Origin of the sequence: Spirillospora sp. NPDC000708, assembly GCF_040299565.1 — a bacterium.
GTDB lineage: Bacteria > Actinomycetota > Actinomycetes > Streptosporangiales > Streptosporangiaceae > Spirillospora.
On sequence record NZ_JBEPCJ010000058.1, the window covers coordinates 23,614 to 41,998 of the forward strand.

16 protein-coding genes and 1 tRNA gene are annotated in these 18,385 nt (G+C 74.3%); 7 read left to right on the forward strand and 10 right to left on the reverse strand.

Annotated elements, in window-relative coordinates; all coding sequences use genetic code 11:
- Positions 1–22: 22 nt before the first annotated feature.
- From ABT299_RS33170 to fdhD, 4 genes are all read right to left on the reverse strand, one after another.
- Entirely contained in the window at positions 23–1,813 is a 1,791-nt protein-coding gene (locus tag ABT299_RS33170) for an SDR family oxidoreductase (RefSeq protein WP_500253148.1), read from the reverse strand.
- On the reverse strand, positions 1,810–2,652 hold the full coding sequence (locus ABT299_RS33175) for a M24 family metallopeptidase (protein WP_387018012.1): 843 nt from the start codon (positions 2,650–2,652) through the stop codon (positions 1,810–1,812). The genes ABT299_RS33170 and ABT299_RS33175 overlap by 4 nt, the downstream gene beginning before the upstream one ends.
- Positions 2,653–2,799: 147 nt before the next feature.
- Positions 2,800–3,735, reverse strand: a complete 936-nt coding sequence (locus tag ABT299_RS33180; RefSeq protein WP_387018015.1) for a metal-dependent hydrolase — start codon at positions 3,733–3,735, stop codon at positions 2,800–2,802.
- Positions 3,736–3,934: 199 nt separating this feature from the next.
- Positions 3,935–4,747: a formate dehydrogenase accessory sulfurtransferase FdhD gene (gene fdhD / locus ABT299_RS33185; protein ID WP_500253149.1), complete on the reverse strand. Its 813-nt coding sequence runs from the start codon at positions 4,745–4,747 to the stop codon at positions 3,935–3,937.
- 181 nt (positions 4,748–4,928) lie between these two features.
- Here fdhD and ABT299_RS33190 point away from each other — a divergent pair, with 181 nt between their 5' ends.
- On the forward strand, positions 4,929–5,237 hold the full coding sequence (locus tag ABT299_RS33190) for a DUF4333 domain-containing protein (protein ID WP_190856412.1): 309 nt from the start codon (positions 4,929–4,931) through the stop codon (positions 5,235–5,237).
- A gap of 355 nt (positions 5,238–5,592) precedes the next feature.
- Entirely contained in the window at positions 5,593–5,898 is a 306-nt protein-coding gene (locus ABT299_RS33195) for a DUF4333 domain-containing protein (protein WP_387018020.1), read from the forward strand.
- Positions 5,899–5,971: 73 nt separating this feature from the next.
- Here the strand turns inward: ABT299_RS33195 and ABT299_RS33200 are convergent, their stop codons facing one another.
- The 4 genes from ABT299_RS33200 to ABT299_RS33215 form a co-directional block, all read right to left on the reverse strand.
- The gene (locus tag ABT299_RS33200; RefSeq protein WP_433251499.1) at positions 5,972–6,598 is read right to left on the reverse strand and encodes a trimeric intracellular cation channel family protein; all 627 of its coding nucleotides are present in this window, start codon (positions 6,596–6,598) and stop codon (positions 5,972–5,974) included.
- 49 nt (positions 6,599–6,647) lie between these two features.
- Positions 6,648–6,839: a DUF3099 domain-containing protein gene (locus ABT299_RS33205; RefSeq protein WP_190856415.1), complete on the reverse strand. Its 192-nt coding sequence runs from the start codon at positions 6,837–6,839 to the stop codon at positions 6,648–6,650.
- 85 nt (positions 6,840–6,924) lie between these two features.
- Positions 6,925–7,018 (reverse strand) — tRNA-Sec (locus tag ABT299_RS33210).
- 17 nt (positions 7,019–7,035) lie between these two features.
- Positions 7,036–8,880, reverse strand: a complete 1,845-nt coding sequence (locus ABT299_RS33215) for an AMP-dependent synthetase/ligase (protein WP_500253150.1) — start codon at positions 8,878–8,880, stop codon at positions 7,036–7,038.
- A gap of 176 nt (positions 8,881–9,056) precedes the next feature.
- Between ABT299_RS33215 and selD the strand changes: the two genes are divergently transcribed.
- Positions 9,057–10,049, forward strand: a complete 993-nt coding sequence (gene selD, locus ABT299_RS33220; RefSeq protein WP_387018032.1) for a selenide, water dikinase SelD — start codon at positions 9,057–9,059, stop codon at positions 10,047–10,049.
- 57 nt (positions 10,050–10,106) lie between these two features.
- Entirely contained in the window at positions 10,107–10,376 is a 270-nt protein-coding gene (locus ABT299_RS33225) for a GlsB/YeaQ/YmgE family stress response membrane protein (RefSeq protein ID WP_500253151.1), read from the forward strand.
- A gap of 27 nt (positions 10,377–10,403) precedes the next feature.
- Here the strand turns inward: ABT299_RS33225 and ABT299_RS33230 are convergent, their stop codons facing one another.
- Both ABT299_RS33230 and ABT299_RS33235 read right to left on the reverse strand, forming a co-directional pair.
- Complete coding sequence (locus ABT299_RS33230) at positions 10,404–12,290, reverse strand: propionyl-CoA synthetase (protein ID WP_500253152.1); 1,887 nt, start codon at positions 12,288–12,290, stop codon at positions 10,404–10,406.
- A 183-nt stretch (positions 12,291–12,473) separates the two neighbouring features.
- Positions 12,474–13,916 (reverse strand): MFS transporter, encoded by a 1,443-nt coding sequence (locus ABT299_RS33235; protein WP_190856420.1) that lies wholly within the window; start codon positions 13,914–13,916, stop codon positions 12,474–12,476.
- A gap of 98 nt (positions 13,917–14,014) precedes the next feature.
- On the opposite strand from ABT299_RS33235, the gene ABT299_RS33240 reads away from it, so the two are divergent.
- The 3 genes from ABT299_RS33240 to ABT299_RS33250 all read left to right on the forward strand — a co-directional run bounded on the left by ABT299_RS33240 (position 14,015) and on the right by ABT299_RS33250 (position 18,381).
- A complete protein-coding gene (locus ABT299_RS33240) occupies positions 14,015–14,545 on the forward strand; it encodes a MarR family winged helix-turn-helix transcriptional regulator (RefSeq protein WP_190856421.1) in 531 nt (176 codons plus the stop codon).
- Between the two features lie 233 nt (positions 14,546–14,778).
- Complete coding sequence (locus tag ABT299_RS33245; protein ID WP_500253153.1) at positions 14,779–17,082, forward strand: selenocysteine-specific translation elongation factor; 2,304 nt, start codon at positions 14,779–14,781, stop codon at positions 17,080–17,082.
- Between the two features lie 105 nt (positions 17,083–17,187).
- On the forward strand, positions 17,188–18,381 hold the full coding sequence (locus tag ABT299_RS33250) for an RtcB family protein (protein ID WP_190856422.1): 1,194 nt from the start codon (positions 17,188–17,190) through the stop codon (positions 18,379–18,381).
- Positions 18,382–18,385: the final 4 nt, after the last annotated feature.

The window sequence follows — 18,385 nt, forward strand, 5'->3', positions numbered from 1 at the left end:
GTCCTACCCCGGCGCGGGAGCCCTAGCCCGCGTCGAAGCGGGCCAGCAGCCGCATCGCGCCCGGCGACAGCCGGGACACGAGGTGGCCCAGCCGCGCCTCCGGGGTGACCGGCACGACCGCCCGGTCGTCGCGGACCGCCTTGACGATCTGCTTCGCGACGCCCTCCGGACCGAAGCCGCGCAGCGCGTACGCCCGCGCCGCCCGCTCCCGGCTGCGCGCCTGCTCCCGCGAGCCGCGCCCGACGAACCGGGACGTCCGGGTGATGTTGGTGTTGACGATGCCTGGGCAGATCGCGCTGACGCCGATGCCCTTGCCCTTCAGTTCGGCGCGCAGGCACTCCGACAGCATCAGCACGGCCGCCTTGCTGGTGGCGTAGGCGGGCAGCGTCCGGGACGGGGTGAACGCGGCGGCCGAGGAGGTGTTGACGATGTGGCCGCCCTGCCCGCGCTCCACCATCTGCGCGGCGAACAGCCGCGACCCGTGCACGACGCCCCACAGGTTCACGCCGAGGACCGCGTCCCAGTCGTCCACCGTGTGGTCGAGGAACGACCCGGCCATGCCGATCCCGGCGTTGTTCACCACGACGTCCGGGACGCCGTGGTCGTGCAGGACGGACTTGGCGAAGTCCTCCATCGCGGCGGCGTCGGACACGTCCACCCGGTACGGGTGCCCGGCCGGGCCGACGAGGCCGGCGAGCTCCGCGGTGCGCTGCGCGGTGGCGAGGTCGAGGTCGGCGGCGACGACCTCCGCGCCCTGCTCGGCGAACGCGAGCGCGGTGGCGCGGCCGATGCCGCTGCCGGCGCCGGTGACGACGACCAGCGAGCCGTCGAGGGGGCGGCGGTCCCGGCGGACGCGGGCGCGCGTGAGCGCGCGGGACTCGGCGGCGGTGAGCGGGCCGCCCTGGACGCCGGTGATGTGCTCGGTGATCCAGCGCGCGATGACGCCGGGGTGGCTGCGCGGCACCCAGTGGCCGGCCGCGATCGGGCGCAGCGACAGGTTCGGCACGCGCGCGCTCAGCCCGCCGACCAGGTGCGGCGACACGAACAGGTCCTTCGTCGGGACGATGACCTGTGTGGGCACGTCGGTGCGGCGGTCGCGGGGGCGGCGCAGCCGCTGCACCATGTTCGCCCGGTACAGGCCGACGCCGGACGCGCCGTCCCGCGCCATCGTCCGCGCCGGGTGGCCGTCGCGCGGCGCGACGCCCTCGCCGAGCTCCAGGGCCCGGCTGAACGGCCGGGACAGCCCGGCGCGCCACATCAGCTCCGGCAGGACGGGCGTCTGGAAGAAGTAGATGTACCAGGACCGGGCGCCCTGCCCGGCGGCGCGCTTCAGGTTCGCCGGGGTCGGGCGGGCGATGTTGCGCCGCGTCCAGTGCGCCACGTGGTCCAGGCAGGGCCCGGAGATGGAGGTGAACGAGGCGAACCGCTCCGGCATCGTGCAGGCGGCCTCCCACGACTGGATCGAGCCCCAGTCGTGCCCGACGAGGTGCACCTTGCGCTCGGGGGCGGTGGCGTCCAGCACCGCCCGCATGTCCGACATCAGGTAGTCGAAGGTGTAGCGCTTGCGCCCGAACGGGCGGGACGAGGCGCCCGCTCCGCGCACGTCGTAGCGGACGACGTGGTACCGGTCGGCGAGCAGCGCGGCGACCTCGTCCCACACCGCGTGGGTGTCGGGGTAGCCGTGCATGAGCAGGACGGTCGGGCGGGAGGGGTCGCCCTGCTCGTAGACGGCGAGGTCGACGCCGTCGCCGCGGACCCGGCGGCGCCTCACGGGCGCCGCGGGGGCGGCGCCGGAGGTGATGGTCTGCGTCATTGCGCCTCCCGTCGCGCCCACCGGTGCACGTGGGGCAGGTCGTCGTCGAGCCAGTGGGCGTCGTCCTCGGTGACCACGAGGATCTCCTCGAACTTCACGCCGACGCCGCGGAAGCCGATGTGCGGCTCCACCGCCCACAGCCCGGGCGTCGGGGGGTGCTGGGACTGCGCGGCCCCGTTCCAGAGCGGTGAGCGCCCCTCGAGGCGTTCCTTCACCAGTTCGCGGCCGATCGTCTGCAGGAACCGTACACCGAACGGGAAACCGACGCGCTTGGGAAGGATGCCGCCGATGATCCCGACCTGGTGGCCGATGACCCGTCCGGGGTACTTGGCGTGCCGGTTCTGGTAGCCCTGCCGCTCGATCAGGGCGTCGACCTCGGCGTAGATGTCGGCGAAGGTCCGGCGCTCGCGGACGAGGCGGAGGATGAGGTCGCGGTAGCCGGCGAGGTCGGCGTCGAGCCGCTCCCAGATCCGGTTCTCGCCGAGGACGCCGCCGTAGCCGATGTCGGCGGAGTAGCCGCCGCGGACCGGCGCCATGTCGAGGATGTAGGGCATGCCCTCCTCCAGGCGCGTCGCGCTGGGGAGGAACTGGGTCGGGACCTTGAAGCCGCGGAAGGCCGACCGGTCGCCGAACCAGGCGAACGGGGTGTGCAGCCAGTCGTCGACGCCGTGCCCGCGCAGCCAGCGGCGCATCCGGCGGCACGCCTCCCGCTCGGTCACGCCCGGTTCGAGGGTGGCGGCGACCTCGTCGGCGCACTGGTAGCACAGGCGCTGGACGTCGCGGAATCGCTCGAGCTCCGCCTCATCTCGGGTGCGGGCGAGCGTCACTTTATTGGACACGGTGTTAATTAACCGCGCGATCCGGACCGCGGTCAAGGGGGCCGCGCGTGACGCTCGCCACCCGGGAACGCGCGAGGGCCCGTACGGCGCGGCGGTACGGGCCCTCAGGGGGAGGTCTCCGGGGAGCCTCCGGTCGCGATGTCCGTGCTAGTACGGGTCGTAGCCCGCGGCCTGCGCGGCGGGGGACCGCTTGAGGTACTCCAGCGCGCGCGGCGTCGAGCAGACCTTGGACGGGTGGTGGTTCGGCTTGAGATAGACGGGCGCCTCGCCGAGCAGCAGCTTGAAGATGCCGGGCACGTGCCCCTGGCGGACGGAGCGGCGGTACGCGCGCACCACCCGCAGCGGCGTGACCCGCTTCGTCACCGTCGGGTCCTGCTTCATCAGGTAGAGCGAGCCGCCGATCAGCGCCCAGTACAGGAAGAACAGCGACACGACCCAGGCCGCCACCCGGGTCGGGTAGCGCCCGCCCATCGCCTTGTAGACGTCGAACACCACGGACCGGTGCTCGACCTCCTCGGCGCCGTGCCAGCGCAGCAGGTCCAGCATCGTCGGGTCGACGCCGGCCTTCTCCAGCCGGTCGTTGTCCATGATCCACTGGCCGAGCACGGCGGTGTAGTGCTCGATCGAGGCGACCGCCGCCAGCTCGAACCGCAGCCGGCGCCGCCAGGCCCGCGGGCTCTTCTCCTTGAGCGCCGCCATCTGCTCGGGCCGCTCGGCGTTCCCCTTGGCCATCTGGTCGGTGATCTTGGCGACGTCGATCCCGTTGGCCTCGAGGATCTGGTCGAGGACGCCCTGGTGCGAGCGGGCGTGCACCATCTCCTGGCCGATGAACCCCCGGATCTCCTCCAGCAGCCGCTGGTCCCTGATGTACGGCCGGGCGTCCTTGACGCACTGGATGAACCACTTCTCGCCCTCGGGAAGGACGATGTGGAACGAGTTGATGACATGGGTGGCGAGCGGGTCGCCGGGGACCCAGTGCAGGGGAGTGGACGACCAGTCGAAGGACACCCGCCGAGGCTTGATCGGGGGGTGGCGCTCGTCGATGCCGGACGCCGCTCCGCCGCCGGTGAGGGGCCTCGTCATTCCGTGATCCTCCGCTTCGCGCGCCCGGGGCCGGACGCGGCGTGCGTGCACGCGCGCGTCAGTGCGTAGGGGGAGCAGTCAACTCCTGTGGCGGGGCCGGTGTCTTGAGGACGGGCCAACAAGTTACCGTTTGGTTTTCGGCCCGAGATGACAAACGCCCGGCCGCCCTAGCGGGTGTCGGGAGGGGGCCGGGCGGGCGTCAGACGCCGAGCCGCTCGGCGCCCGCGTAGACGTTCATGGTGTCCCCGCGCAGGAACCCGACCAGCGTCATCCCGGCGTCCTCGGCCAGCTCGACCGCCAGCGACGACGGCGCCGACACCGCCGCAAGGACGGGGATCCCCGCGGTCATCGCCTTCTGGGTCAGCTCGAACGACGCGCGCCCGCTGACCATGAGGACCCGGCCGGCGAGGGGCAGCAGGCCCTGCCGCAGGGCCCACCCGACGACCTTGTCGACCGCGTTGTGCCGCCCGACGTCCTCGCGCACCGCCAGCAGCCCGCCCTCGGCGTCGAACAGCCCGGCCGCGTGCAGCCCGCCCGTCCGGTCGAAGACCCGCTGCGCGGCGCGCAGCCGGTCCGGCAGGGCGGCCAGCACCCGCGGGGTGAGGCGGACGGGGTCGGCGGACACCTCGTACGGCCGGTCGGTCCGCAGCGCCTCGATGCTCGACTTCCCGCACACCCCGCACGCGCTCGTGGTGGTGAACGCGCGCGTCATCGCCTCGTCGGGCGGCGCCACCCCGGGGGCGAGCGCCACGTCCAGGGTGTTCTGCTCCTGGGTGTCCGCGCAGTACCGCATGGCGGTGAGGTCGGCCGCGCCGCGGATGACGCCCTCCGCCGCCAGGAACCCGGCGACGAGGTCGAAGTCGTGGCCCGGGGTGCGCATCGTGATCGTCAGCGGCTTGCCCGCCACCCGGATCTCGAGCGGCTCCTCCACGGCGAGCGTGTCGGGCCGGCGTCCCGCCGCCCCGCCGGTGCTCACGCGCAGGACCGGCTTGCGCACGGTGATCCGACCCATGGGCTCGACGGTACCCCGGTTGTCACCGGCGCACGAACAAGTTCGCGACGATCTGTCCCGTTCCGCGTCCTTTGTCGGGCGGGACGGCGTGCCCTGGCGGCCGGGTCGCGCGGCGGCGGACCATACCAGCGGACGGCGCCCCACGGGGACCCGGGCGCCGCGCATCACGGGGAGCAGAACCATGCGCAAGTTCCTGATCGTGCCCGTTCTCGCCGGCGGCCTCGCGCTCGCCGCGGCGGGCTGCCAGGTGGAGAAGACCGTCGGCTCCGGCACGGTGGAGAAGCAGATCGACGCCAAGTTCGGCCCGATGTACCAGGCGGCCGGCCTCGGCCCGGCGAAGGCGTCCTGCCCGGGCGACCTCAAGGGCAAGGTCGGCACCACGCTCGACTGCACCGTGCGCGACGGCAAGGGCGGCAGCCACCGGCTCACCGTCACCGTCACCTCGGTCAAGGGGAGCGAGGTCCACTTCTCGATGAGGGCCGCCTCCTAGCCCTCCGGGCCGCGTCCGGTCGGGCGCCCCTGCCGGGGGCGGGGTGCCCGCCATGGCGTTACTTCGACGGGCACGACCAGGGAAAGGTTCGGCGCCCGCCGTCCCGTTCTCCGTCCCTTCTTTCTCGGGATGAGGCGCCCTGGCACCCGAGACGCCGGGCAACGGAGGATGCCTCCGGACGGCGCTCCCAGGGGACCGGGGCGCCGACATGACGGGGAAGAGCACAGTGGCACCTGACAAGAGCACCGCCTCGACGGGGAATCGGTTCGGTCGATGGCGGCGAGGTCCGCTTCACCGGGACGCCCGCCTTCTGGCATCCGCGGTCCCGGCGTCGACACGGAGGGCCGCCGGACCCGTGCGCACGTCGCTGATCGTGCCGGCCCTGCTCGGCGGCCTGCTGCTCGGCGCCGCAGGCTGCGGGCTCAGTGGGGACGTCCCCGGGGACATGGTGCAGGACCGGATCCGCAAGCAGCTCGGCCCCGAGTACGACGCCGCGGGCATCGGCCCCATCCAGGCGTTCTGCCCGGGCCGGCTCAGGAGCGAGGTCGGCGCGAAGATCACGTGCGCCGTCTATGACAGCAAGGGGCGGAAGCACCGAGTGATCGCCACGGTCACCTCCGTCGACGGCTGGGACGTCCGCTACTCCCTGAAGAAGGCGTAGCCGCCCGAGGACGGGCCGGCCGTGCCGGCGTCCGCGCCTCTCGGCGCTGCTCGGTCCGTCCAGGTCACCGGCGTCAGTCGGGCACCCCGCGGGGGCGGGGTGTCCGCCAGCCGTAGCGCATCGCCAGCACCCGGAGGGCGAACGCCAGCACCGCGGCGCCGGCGGTCACGGCGCCGCCGTGCAGCCCCGCCGACGAGGCGGCCGCCGTGACGGCGGCGCCGAGCATCGCCGGCAGCGCGTACAGCTGCCGGTCGTACAGGACGGCGGGGATCTGCCCGCTCAGCATGTCGCGCAGGACGCCGCCGCCGACCGCGGTGACCACGCCGAGCAGCACCGCGTGCAGCGGCGACAGCCCGTAGTCGAGCGCCTTCAGCGTTCCGGTCGCGCAGAACAGCCCGAGGCCCGCCGCGTCGAACAGCAGCACCGCGGGGAACAGCCGCGCGACCTGCGGATGCCAGAAGAACACCAGCGCCGACGCGGCCAGCGGCACCAGCACGTAGCCGAGGCTGGTGAACGCCGCCGGCGGGACCGCGCCGATCAGCAGGTCCCGCAGGATCCCGCCGCCGAGCGCGGTGATCTCCGCGAGCACCACCATGCCGACGACGTCGAGCCGCTTGCGGACGGCCGCCAGCGCCCCGGACACCGCGAACACGAAGATGCCCGCGAGGTCCAGCAGCTGGGGGACGTCGGGCCCCTTCACGCGCGCTCCCGCAGGGCGCGCCGCCGCCCCCGGGCGGCCCCGCCCGGCCTCACTCGCGCTTGTCGGGACGGTCGATGTTCCAGTTGGCCACCACGGCCGCGAACGGCGGGATGATCATCGCGAACACCGACATCCCGATCGCGGCGGGCGTCGAGTACAGCCGGACGACCGTCCAGGCGAGGACGATGAAGGTGAGGCACGTCCCCATCATGATCCCGTAAGCGAGCTTGCGCCGCCTCATACCCCCACCGTACGTCGCAGGTCGCCGCGGCCCTGACGCCCGGGCCGCCGGCGCTTCGGCTCGGCCGGCGGCCGCGGGCGCGCCCGCGGAGGCGCACGGGAATCGAACCCGCCGTCCCGAGATCCTCGGGACCAACGGTTTTGAAGACCGCGGAGGCCACCAGGCGCTCACGCGCCTCCGCCGCGATACTAGTCGATCACCCCGCGTAGAGGGCGTCGAGGGCCTCGGCGTACTTGCCGTGCACGACCCGGCGCCGCAGCTTGAGGGTGGGGGTCAGCTCCTCGCTCTCGGCCGTCCACTCGGCGGGCAGCAGCCGCCACTTCTTGACCTGCTGGACGCGGGCGAGCCGGGCGTTGGCGTCCTCGACGGCCTTCCCCACCTCCTCCAGCACGAGCGGGTGCTCGGCGAGCGCGGCGAGGTCGGTGGTCTCGATCCCGTGCGCGGCGGCCCAGACCGGCGCGACCTCGCCGTCCAGCGTGATGAGCGCGACGACGTAGGGGCGGCGGTCGCCGAAGGCGAGCGCCTGGCCGACCAGCGGGTGCTCCTTGAGGTGGTTCTCGATCATCGACGGGGCGATGTTCTCGCCGCCGGCGGTGATGATCAGCTCCTTCTTGCGGTCGACGACGGTGAGGAAGCCGTCCTCGTCGAGGCGCCCGACGTCCCCGGTGTGCACCCAGCCGTCGGCGTCGATGAGGTCGGCGGTCGCCTCGGGCCGGTTCAGGTAGCCGGGGGTGCAGGTCGCGCCGCGCACCAGGATCTCGCCGTCCTCGGCGAGCGTCAGCTCGACGCCGTCGAACGGGCGGCCGACGGTGCCGAGCTTGAAGGAGTCGGCGAGGTTGGCGGTGATGGCGCCGGTGGTCTCGGTCATCCCGTAGGCGTCGAAGATCTTCAGGCCGAGGCCGGCGAAGAACCGGGCGACCTCGACCGGCAGCGGCGCGGCGGCGCTGGACGCCTGCCGGACGCGGTCCAGGCCGAGCAGCGCCCGCATCGGGGTGAGGACGGCGGCGTCGGCGGCCTCGAACGCGGCGGTGACCTCGGGGGTGAGGGTGTTGCCGAACTCCTGGCCGGACACGTAGGCGCGGCCGGCGTCCAGGGCCGCGGCGACGGCGGCCCGCTTCGCCGGGTCCTGCTCGGCCGACAGCACCGCCTGGATGCCGGCCATGATCTTCTCCCAGACGCGCGGGACGCCGAAGAACGAGTGCGGGCGCACCTCGGCCAGCACCGTGGTCAGCTGCGCCGGGTCCGGGCAGAAGTGGACGTGCGCGGCGAGGCGGACGGGCAGGTAGTAGCTGAGGACGCGGTCGGCGATGTGCGCGAACGGCAGGTAGGAGACGCCGGACGGGTGGTCGGGCAGCACCGAGCTGCGCTGCACCATGGCGGCCTCGTGCAGCACCATCGAGTGGGTGATGAGGACGCCCTTGGGGTCGCCGGTGGTGCCGGAGGTGTAGAGCAGGGTGACGGTGTCCTCGGGGGCGACGGCCCGCCAGCGGCGGTCGATCGCGTCCGGGTCGGCGGCGAGGGCGCCGCGGCCGAGCGCGGAGAAGGTGTCCCAGCCGAGGTACCGGTCGTCGCCGTCCGGGCAGGCGGCGCCGTCCACCACGATGATCTTGCGGAGGTGGGGGAGCCGGTCGAGGACGGGCTGCCAGCGGGCGAGCTGGTCGGCGCCGTCCAGGACCGCGTACTTGGCCTCGCAGTGGCCCGCCACGTAGGCGATCTGGTCGGGCGCGAGCGTCGCGTAGACGGTCGTCGGCACGCCGCCGGCGTGCACCGCGCCGAGGTCGGCGAGCACGTGCTCGGACCGGTTGGGCATCATCAGCGCGACCACGTCGCCCGGCTCGAGGCCGAGGGCGGCGAACCCGGCGGCGGTCTCCAGGGCCCGGGTCCGCGTCTCGGCCCAGGTCAGGGTCCGCCATTGGCCGTCGATCCGGTCCGAGTAGGCCGGCTCGTCCCCGTGTTCGGCGGCGGTGGCGGCGAGGCCGGTGCAGACCGTCTGCCCCTCGACGGCCCGGTCCAGCTCGTCCCGCTGCTCCTGGATCCCCATAAGGCGCCCCTTGAGTAAGTGATGACTTGCAGAACAGGATCGCACCATGCCGAACGTGGTTCGGACAACCCCTTCTGCCATCTTCCGCTGGTCGGGGGCGAGGGCGACCCCTGGGTGACCGGACCCGTACCGTCCGTTTCTTGATCATTTGGGGTAGTTGTGCGTTAAATTTCCTGGTGAACCGTCTCGCCCGAGCCGCCCGTCTCACCCAATACGCCCACGGCGGCGGCTCCGCGTGCAAGATCCCGCCCGGCGAGCTGGAGAGCGTCGTGGCCGGCCTCACCGGCGGCGGCGACGCCCTGCTGATCGGCGGCGGGGACGGCGACGACGCGGCCGTGCTGCGCATCGCGGGCGGCCGCGCGGTGGTGTCCACCGCCGACTTCTTCACCCCCGTCGTCGACGACGCCTACGACTGGGGGCGGATCGCCGCCGCCAACGCCCTGTCCGACGTCTACGCCGTCGGCGGCGAGCCGCTCATGGCGCTGAACCTGCTCGGCTGGCCCCGCGACGCGCTGCCCGCCGAACTGGCCCGCGAGGTGCTGCGCGGCGGCCGGGACGTCGCGGACCTCGCCGGCTGCCCGATCGCCGGCGGGCACAGCATCGACGACCCCGAGCCCAAGTACGGCCTCGCGGTGACCGGCGTCGCCGACCCCGACCGGCTGCTGCGGCTGGACGCCGGGCGGCCCGGCGTCCCGCTCTCGCTGTCCAAGCCGCTCGGCCTCGGCGTCCTCAACGCCCGGCACCAGGCGACCGGCGAGGTGTTCGCCGAGGCCGTCGAGACGATGACGGCGCTGAACGCGGCGGCCGGGGCGGCCGCCCTGGAACGCGGCGCCGCCTGCGCCACCGACGTGTCCGGCTTCGGGCTGCTCGGCCACCTGTACAAGCTGGCCCGCGCGAGCGGCGTCACCGCCATCGTGGACGCCGCCGCCGTCCCGTACCTGGAGGGGGCGCGCGCCGCCGTCCGCGACGGCTTCGTGCCGGGCGGCACCCGCCGCAACCTCGCCTGGGTCTCCCCGCACACCGAGTTCCGCCGGATCGCCGAGGAGGAGCGGCTGCTGCTCGCCGACGCGCAGACCTCCGGCGGGCTGCTGGTGGCCGGCGAGATCCCCGGCGCCCCGGTGATCGGTGAGCTGGCCCCGCTCGGCCGGCGCCACCTCGTCGTCCGCTAGCCCGCGAGATACGCGGCGGCGAGGGCGGGTAGGGCGGGGGTGAGCGAAGGAGCGGGCATGACCATCGGGGGGATCGTCTCCGCCATCGTGCTGGGCGCCGTCGTGGGGATCCTCGGCCGGCTGGTCGTGCCGGGACGGCGGAGCATGCCGGGCTGGGTCGCCGCGGCGGTCGGCGTCGTCGCCGCCTTCGCCGGGACGGGACTGTGCGCGATGGTCGGCTTCCGCACGTCCGGCTGGAACTTCTGGGAGACGATCTTCCAGATCGGCGTCGCCGCGGCGGGCGTGTGGGCGGTCGCGGTGCTGTGGCCGACGAGGAGCGACATCTAGGGGCCACGCCGCTTCCCGCCCACGCCGTCAGGGCGCCGGCGGGCGCAGGACGGGCCGCAGATCCTCCAGCACGGCCGTGTCCTCGATCGTCGACGGCACCGCCACGTTCTTGCCGTCGGCGATGCCCCGCATCACCCCGCGCAGGATCTTGCCGGACCGGGTCTTCGGCAGCGCCGGGACGACCGCGACCTCCTTCAGCGCCGCGACCGGGCCGACCTGCTCGCGCACCATCCGCACCAGCTCCGCGCCGAGCTCGCCCGGGTCGGCCGCCACGCCGCTCTTCAGCACGACGAAGCCGCGCGGGACCTGGCCCTTCAGCGCGTCCTCCACGCCGATCACCGCGCACTCGGCGACCGCCGGGTGCGCGGCGATGACCTCCTCCATCGTCCCGGTCGACAGCCGGTGCCCGGCCACGTTGATCACGTCGTCGGTGCGGCCCATCACCCACACGTAGCCGTCCTCGTCCAGGTGGCCGCCGTCACCGGTCAGGTAGTGGCCCGGATGGCGGGTCAGGTACGACTCCACGAACCGCTCGTCGTCCTGCCACAGCGTCGGCAGCGTGCCGGGCGGCAGCGGCAGCCGGATCGCGATGTCCCCGTCGGTCCCCGGCGGGACGGGCGCTCCGTCCGGGCCGAGGACCCGCACGTCGTACCCCGGCACCGGCACCGACGGCGACCCCGGCTTGACCGGCATCGGCTCCAGGCCCCGCAGGTTCGCCACGATCGGCCAGCCCGTCTCGGTCTGCCACCAGTGGTCGATGACCGGCCGGTCCAGCACCCGCGACGCCCAGTGGTAGGTGTCGGGGTCGAGCCGCTCCCCGGCCAGGAACAGCGCGTCCAGCGCCGACAGGTCGTGCCCGGCGAGCAGCGCGCCCTCCGGGTCCTCCTTCTTGACGGCTCGGATCGCGGTCGGCGCCGTGAACAGCACCTTGACGCGGTGCTGCGCGGCGACGCGCCAGAACGCGCCCGCGTCCGGCGTCCCCACCGGCTTGCCCTCGTACAGGACGGTCGTGCAGCCGGTCAGCAGCGGCGCGTACACGATGTAGGAGTGCCCGACGACCCAGCCCACGTCGGACGCGGCCCAGAACACGTCGCCCGGGCCCACGCCGAACACGTTCTCCATCGACCAGCGCAGCGCCACCGCGTGGCCGCCGTTGTCGCGGACGACGCCCTTCGGCCGCCCGGTCGTGCCGGAGGTGTAGAGGATGTACAGCGGGTCGGTGGCGGCGACCGGCACGCACTCCACGGGACGGGCGGCCTCGACCGCCTCGTCCCACTCCACGTCCCGCGGCCGGACGAGGTCGGCGTGCAGCTGCTCGCGCTGCCGGATCACGCACCGCTCGACCTTGTGCTTCGCCAGCTCGAGCGCCTGGTCGAGCAGCGGCTTGTAGGCGACGATCCGGCCGGCCTCGATCCCGCAGGACGCCGACACGACCGCCTTCGGGCGGGCGTCGTCGATGCGGACCGCCAGCTCCCGCGCCGCGAACCCGCCGAACACCACCGAGTGCACCGCGCCGAGCCGCGCGCACGCCAGCATCGCGATCACGGCCTCGGGGATCATCGGCAGGTAGATGACGACCCGGTCGCCGCGGTCGACGCCCTGCGCGCGCAGGGCCCCGGCGAACCGCGCGACCAGGTCGGTCAGCTCGCGGTAGGTGTAGCTGCGGACCGTCCCGGTGACGGGGCTGTCGTAGATGAGCGCCGCCTGGTCGCCGCGCCCCTCGTCGACGTGCCGGTCCAGGGCGTTGTCGCAGGTGTTCAGCTCGCCGCCGGTGAACCAGCGGTAGAACGGCGGGGCGCCGTCGTCCAGCACGCGGTCCGGCGGGACGAGCCAGCGCACGTCCCGCGCCGCCAGCCCCCAGAACCGGGTCGGATCGGCGATGCTGCGTTCGTACGCGGCCGCGTAGGCGCCCATTTCGTCCTCCCGGTGGCGGTCGGGTCCGGCCCCGAATCCGCGTTTCGGGGCGCACCCCTATAGGGCACGGCGCGGGTACCGTTCGTCAAGGCCCCGCGCCGCCACCTCCCGGTCGCGGAGGGTCACCGTCCCGCCCGGGGCCGCCGCGCCCGCGCCCGTGCGGGCGGCCCCTGGACGCCCCGGTCAGGCGGGACGCTCGTGCGGGTGCCGGACGCCGTGCACGACGGCGACGGCGGCCGCCAGGACCGCGCCGGCCGCGACGATCCAGAAGCACAGTTCGTACGCGCCGAGCGTCGGCACCTCCGTCCCGGCGATCACCTTCCCGGCGAGGATCGAGGCGGTGACGGCGCCCGCGACGCTTCCGCCGGTGGTGCGGACGAGCGAGTTGATGCCGCTGGCGATGCCGCTCTGGTCCATCGGGACGTGCTGCACGGCGAGCGTGCCGAGCGCCGCGTAGGCGACGCCGAAGCCGATGCCCTGGATGGCGCTGAACGCCAGCATGTCGTAGCCGTGCGAGTTCGACACGGCGAGCCAGGTGTAGCTGAGCCCCGCGAAGACCGAGCCGAGCGCGAGCGTGTAGGCCGGGCCGATGCGCCGGGCGACGTTGCCCGACATCGCGGACGCGACGAGCATCGTGACGGTGCTGGGCAGCATGTAGAGGCCGACGTCCAGCACCGAGCCGCCCAGCCCGTACCCCACCTTGTCGGACGGGGACTGGACGAAGCCGGAGATCAGGGTGAACGCGGCGAACATGGCGAAGCCGAGCAGCGCCGAGGACAGGTTCGCCGACAGCGACTTCGGCCCGACCAGCAGGCTCAGCCGCACCAGCGGCTCGCGCACCCGCTGCTCGATCACGACCCACAGCCCGCACAGCACGACGGCGGCGCCGAACAGGGCGATCACCCCGCCGGACGTCCAGCCCCAGTCGTTGCCCTCGCTGATCGCCAGCAGCAGGCAGACCAGCCATCCGGCCAGCACGAGCGCGCCGGCCAGGTCGGGGCGTCCGCCCGCGCGCGCCCCGGCGTCGTGCGCGGTGACCGCGACCAGCACGAGGCCCGCCGCGGCGAGCGCGGCGGTGATCCAGAACACCGGGTGGTGGCTGGTGGTGCGGTCCGCGATCAGGCCCGTCACGATCATGCCGGCGCTGCCGCCGACGCCCATGGTGGCGCTGACGATGCCGATCGCGGTGGTGATCCGCTCGCGCGGGAAGGTGTCCCGGATCATCCCGATGGCCAGCGGGATCATCGCGGACGACACGCCCTGCAGGGTCCGTCCGGCGATGAGCACGCCGAGCGAGCCGGACACCGCGCAGACCACCGAGCCGATCAGCAGCAGTGCCAGCACCAGCAGGATCATCCTCTTCTTGCCGTACATGTCGCCGAACCGCGACAGCAGCGGCGTGGCGACGGCGCCGGCCAGCAGGGAGGCGGTGAACACCCAGGTCACGGCGGTGACCGAGACGTGGAAGCGGGTCATCAGCTCCGGCAGCAGCGGGATCACGAGGGTCTGCTGGACGGACACCACCATGCCGGCGATCGCCAGCGCGAACAGGGTGAGGCCGGTGCGCGGGGGGCCGGCGGCGCGCCGCCCGGTCGTGGCGGCGGCCGCCGTCTGGGCGCCGGTCATGAAGCCTCCTGGGGGGACGGTCCCGGTCGGTGGGAGCGGGGGCGTGCTCGGACACTCTACTTACTTAAGTTAAGTAAATGCATCGTACAATGGATCACATGTCCACCCCGCCGCGGTCCGCCGCCCACCCCGACACCGGCGCCGCGGCGCCGCGCGACATCGTGGAGATCGAGCGCGCGATCAGCCGCGTGTCGCACATGCTCACCCGCGCCAAGCAGCACGACCGGACGGTGGCGGTGGCGGGCGTGGCGGTCGACCGGGCCGCCGTGCCGCTGCTCGGCGCCCTCGCCGACGCCCCCGACCCGCTGCGGCCGGGGGAGCTGGCCGTCCGGCTCGCGGTGGAGGCGCCGCACGTCACCCGCCAGGTGCAGCGGCTGGAGCGGGCCGGCTACGTCGAGCGCGTCCCCGACCCCGACGACGGCCGCGCCCAGCGCGTGCGGATCACCGACGCCGGGCTGGAGGCCGTCGAGCGGGTCCGCGCCGCCGGCCGGCAGTGGATGGCCGACGCCCTCGCCGGCTGGTCGCCGGGCGAGCGGGCGCAGCTGGCCGGGCTGGTGCACCGGATGGTCGACGACTTCCTCGCGCATTCCGAGCGTCTCGCGCGCTGCGAGGGCCGATCCGCCGATTAGCCGCGCCCTCGGCGTGACGATTCATCGCCAGTTGAGGTTTACGCGAAGTTAGTGAGATTTATGATCGCGCGGTGTGGGCCGGATCGGGTTTCGCTTCCGGGCCCGGCGTCCTTAGGGTTGCCTTCCGTGGACCTACGTCTGCAAAACCCCCGCTATGCCGTCCCCGCCGGCGCCCGCGCCGTGCCCGCACCCTTCCCCGCGGCCCCGCGCGCCGCGACCCGGGAAGGGCGCTGATGCAGGTCGTCGCCACCGCCGGCCACCACGGGCACGGCAAGTCCGCCCTGGTGCGCGCCCTCACCGGTATGGAGCCCGAGGAGCCCGGCGCCTGGACGGAGCTGCCCTCCGGCGCCAGGCTGGCGTTCGTCGACGTCCCCGGCGACGAGCGGTCCGTCCCGGCGATGCTCGCGGGCGTGGGGGCGGTCCCCGCCGTGCTGTTCGCCGTCGCCGCCGACGAGGGCTGGATGCCCCAGTCGCAGGAGCACCTCGACGTGCTCGCCGCGCTCGGCGTCCAGGCCGGCGTCCTCGCGGTGACCCGCGCGGACGTCGCCGACCCCAAGCTCGCGCTGCGCCAGGCGCGCGACCGGCTCGCCGGGACCGCGCTGCGCGGCGTCGAGGCCGTCGCCGTCAGCACCGTCACCGGCGCGGGGATGGACGAGCTGGCCGCCGCGCTGGACCGGCTCGCCGGACGGCTGCCCGTGCCCGACCCCGAGGCGCCGGTGCGGCTGTGGCTGGAGCACGCCTTCACCGCCGGGCGGCAGAGCGTCGTCGCCGGCACCCTCGCCGCCGGGACGATCGCCGTCGGCGACGAGCTGCTCCTCATGCCCGCGGGCCGCCGCGTCCGCGTCCGCACGATCGGCAGCACCGGCGCGCCCCGGGAGAGCGCCACCGGCGTCTCCCGCGTCGTCCTCACGCTGCGCGACGCCGGACGGGTCGGCGCGGGCATGGCCCTCGTCACCCCGGACCGCTGGTCGCTCACCACCTGCGTGGACGTGCGGACCCGGTTCGGCGAGGCGTCCGGGCGGCTGGCGCGGCGGATGACCCTGCACATCGGCGCCGCCGCCGTCCCGGTGCGGCTGCGCCCGCTCGGCCCCGACACCGCCCGCCTCACCCTGAACGCCCGGCTGGCCCTGCACATCGGCGACACCGCCCTGCTGCGCGACCCCGAGCGGCGCGCCGTCGCCGGGGTCAGCGTCCTGGACGTCCGGCCGCCGACCCTGGTGCGGCGCGACGCCGGCGCGGCCCGCGCCCGCGAGCTGGCCGGCTGGCCCGACCGGCCGGACGGCGCGCTGGTGCTGCGCCGGCACGGCGTGCTCCGCGCGTCCGAGCTGGAGCTGATGGGCTGCGTGCCGCCGGACGCCGCCGTCGCCCTGGACGGCGGCTGGCTCGCCGACCCGGCGCACTGGGAGGCGCTGCGCGAGCGCCTCGCCGAGGTGGCGGCGCGGCACGCCGCCGAGACCCCGCACGCGCCCGGCCTCCCGCTGGAGACCGCCCGGCTGCGGCTCGGGCTGCCCGCGCGGAGCCTCGTCGCCGCGCTCGTCCGCCCGCCGCTCCGGCTGGACGGCGGCCGAGTCCACCCCCCGACCCCCGAGCCCGCCCCTCCCGCACCTCCTAACGCGGCCCCACCCCGACCGGCCGTGCCCCCGGACGCCGACACGCCACCGGTTGCGCCCGTCCCCCCGTCCACGGACCCGGCCCCACCCGCAGCCGCGACCGCGCCCCCGACCTCGGCCATCCCCGCGCCTGCCGCCAAGCCACCGAGCGCGGCGACGCCACCGAGCGCAGTCCGCCCCTCCAACGCGGCTCCGGCGGCCAGCCCGGCTCCGGCCCCGAGCGTGTCCCCGCCTTCGAGCGAGTCCCCGGCGTCCAGTGCGGCCCCGCCTTCGAGCGCGGTCCCGCCTTCGCGCGCGGTCCCGGCTTCGAATGCAGCTCCGCCCTCGAGCGCGGCTCCGGCGGCGAGTCCGGCTCCGGATTCAAGCGTGTCCCCGGCTTCTAGTGCGGCCCCGCCCTCGAGCGCGTCCCCGGCATCCAGTGCGGCTCCGGCTTCTAGTGCGGTTCCGTCTCCCGACGCGGGGCCGCCTTCCAGCGCGGCGCCGTCCCAGAGCGCGGCCGAGTCTCCGGCTACGGTGGCGGATCCGGGGCGGGAAGCTGGTTCGGCGCAGAGTACGGGGGCGGACGGGGCCGCGGCGCGTCCCTCGGGGGAGGCGGCGATGCCGCCCGGGCTGGCCGCCGCCGTGGAGCGGCTCCGCGCCGACCTCGCCCGCGCCCCGTTCGACGCGCCCGCCGAGGAGCGTCTCGCCGAACTCGGCCTCACCGGCGGCGCCCTCGCCGCCGCCGAACGGGCGGGGGCGGTGCTGCGGCTGCGCGACGGCATCGTCCTGCTGCCCGGCGCCGACCGCGAGGCGCTGCGCATCCTGTCCGCGCTGCCGCAGCCGTTCACGCCGCGGCAGGCGGGCGACGCGCTGTCCACCAGCCGCCGCGTCGCCGTCGCGCTGCTGGAGCACCTCGACGGCCTGGGCCTCACGGAGCGGCGCCGCTGACGCCCGCCGGGATGACCCCGGCCATGGCGGGAAAACCGGTTGAACCGCGGCGTGCGGCTCTGGCGTCATAGATCACGGTTCGGATCCCGTCGAGAAGGAGAAGGCATGCCGTACCAGACCCTGAAGGGCGGCCGCGTTCCCATCCGGATGTGGACCGACCCCGACACCGTCGAGGACCAGGCGCTCGACCAGCTCCGCAACGTGTCCGCGCTGCCCTGGGTGGAGGGGCTCGCGGTCATGCCGGACGTCCACTACGGCAAGGGCGCGACCGTCGGCTCGGTCATCGCGATGAAGAACGCGGTGTCCCCGGCGGCGGTCGGCGTCGACATCGGCTGCGGGATGACCGCCGCCAAGTCCACGCTCACCGTGGAGGACATGCCGGACGACCTGTCGGGTATCCGGCACCGGCTGGAGAAGGCGATCCCCGTCGGGCGCGGTTCGCACAAGAGCGCCGTCGACCCGTCCGCGCTGCCGAACCTGAAGGAGCGCGGCTGGTACGAGTTCTGGAAGGAGTTCGAGGACCTGCACCCGGCGGTCCGCTCCGGCCTCGGCCGCGCGCGCTCGCAGATGGGCACGCTCGGCGGCGGCAACCACTTCCTGGAGCTGTGCGCGGACGACGAAGGCGGGATCTGGCTCGTCCTGCACTCGGGGTCGCGCAACATCGGGAACGTGCTCGCCGAGCACCACATCGAGGCGGCCCGCAAGCTCCCGCACAACCAGGACCTTCCGGACACCGACCTCGCCGTGTTCCTCAGCGGAACCGCGAAGATGGACGCCTACCGGCACGACCTGTTCTGGGCGCAGGAGTACGCGCGCCGCAACCGCGCGGTCATGATGGCGCTCGCGCAGAACGTCGTGACCAGGCAGTTCGGCGAGAAGCGCTGCCGGTGGAACCAGGTCATCTCCTGCCACCACAACTACGTGGCGGAGGAGGAGTACGGCGGCGAGGAGTTGCTCGTCACCCGCAAGGGCGCGATCCGCGCTGGCGCCGGCGACCTCGGCATCATCCCGGGGTCGATGGCGACCGGCACCTACATCGTCCGCGGCCTCGGCAACGAGACGGCGTTCAACTCGGCGTCGCACGGCGCGGGCCGCCGGATGAGCCGGAACAAGGCGCGCAAGAACTTCACCGTCGAGGACCTGGTCGAGCAGACCAGGGGCGTCGAGTGCCGCAAGGACAGCGGCGTCATCGACGAGATCCCGGGCGCCTACAAGGACCTGGAGACGGTGATGGAGTCGCAGTCCGACCTCGTCGAGGTCGTCGCGCACCTGCGGCAGCTCGTCTGCGTGAAGGGCTGAGGGC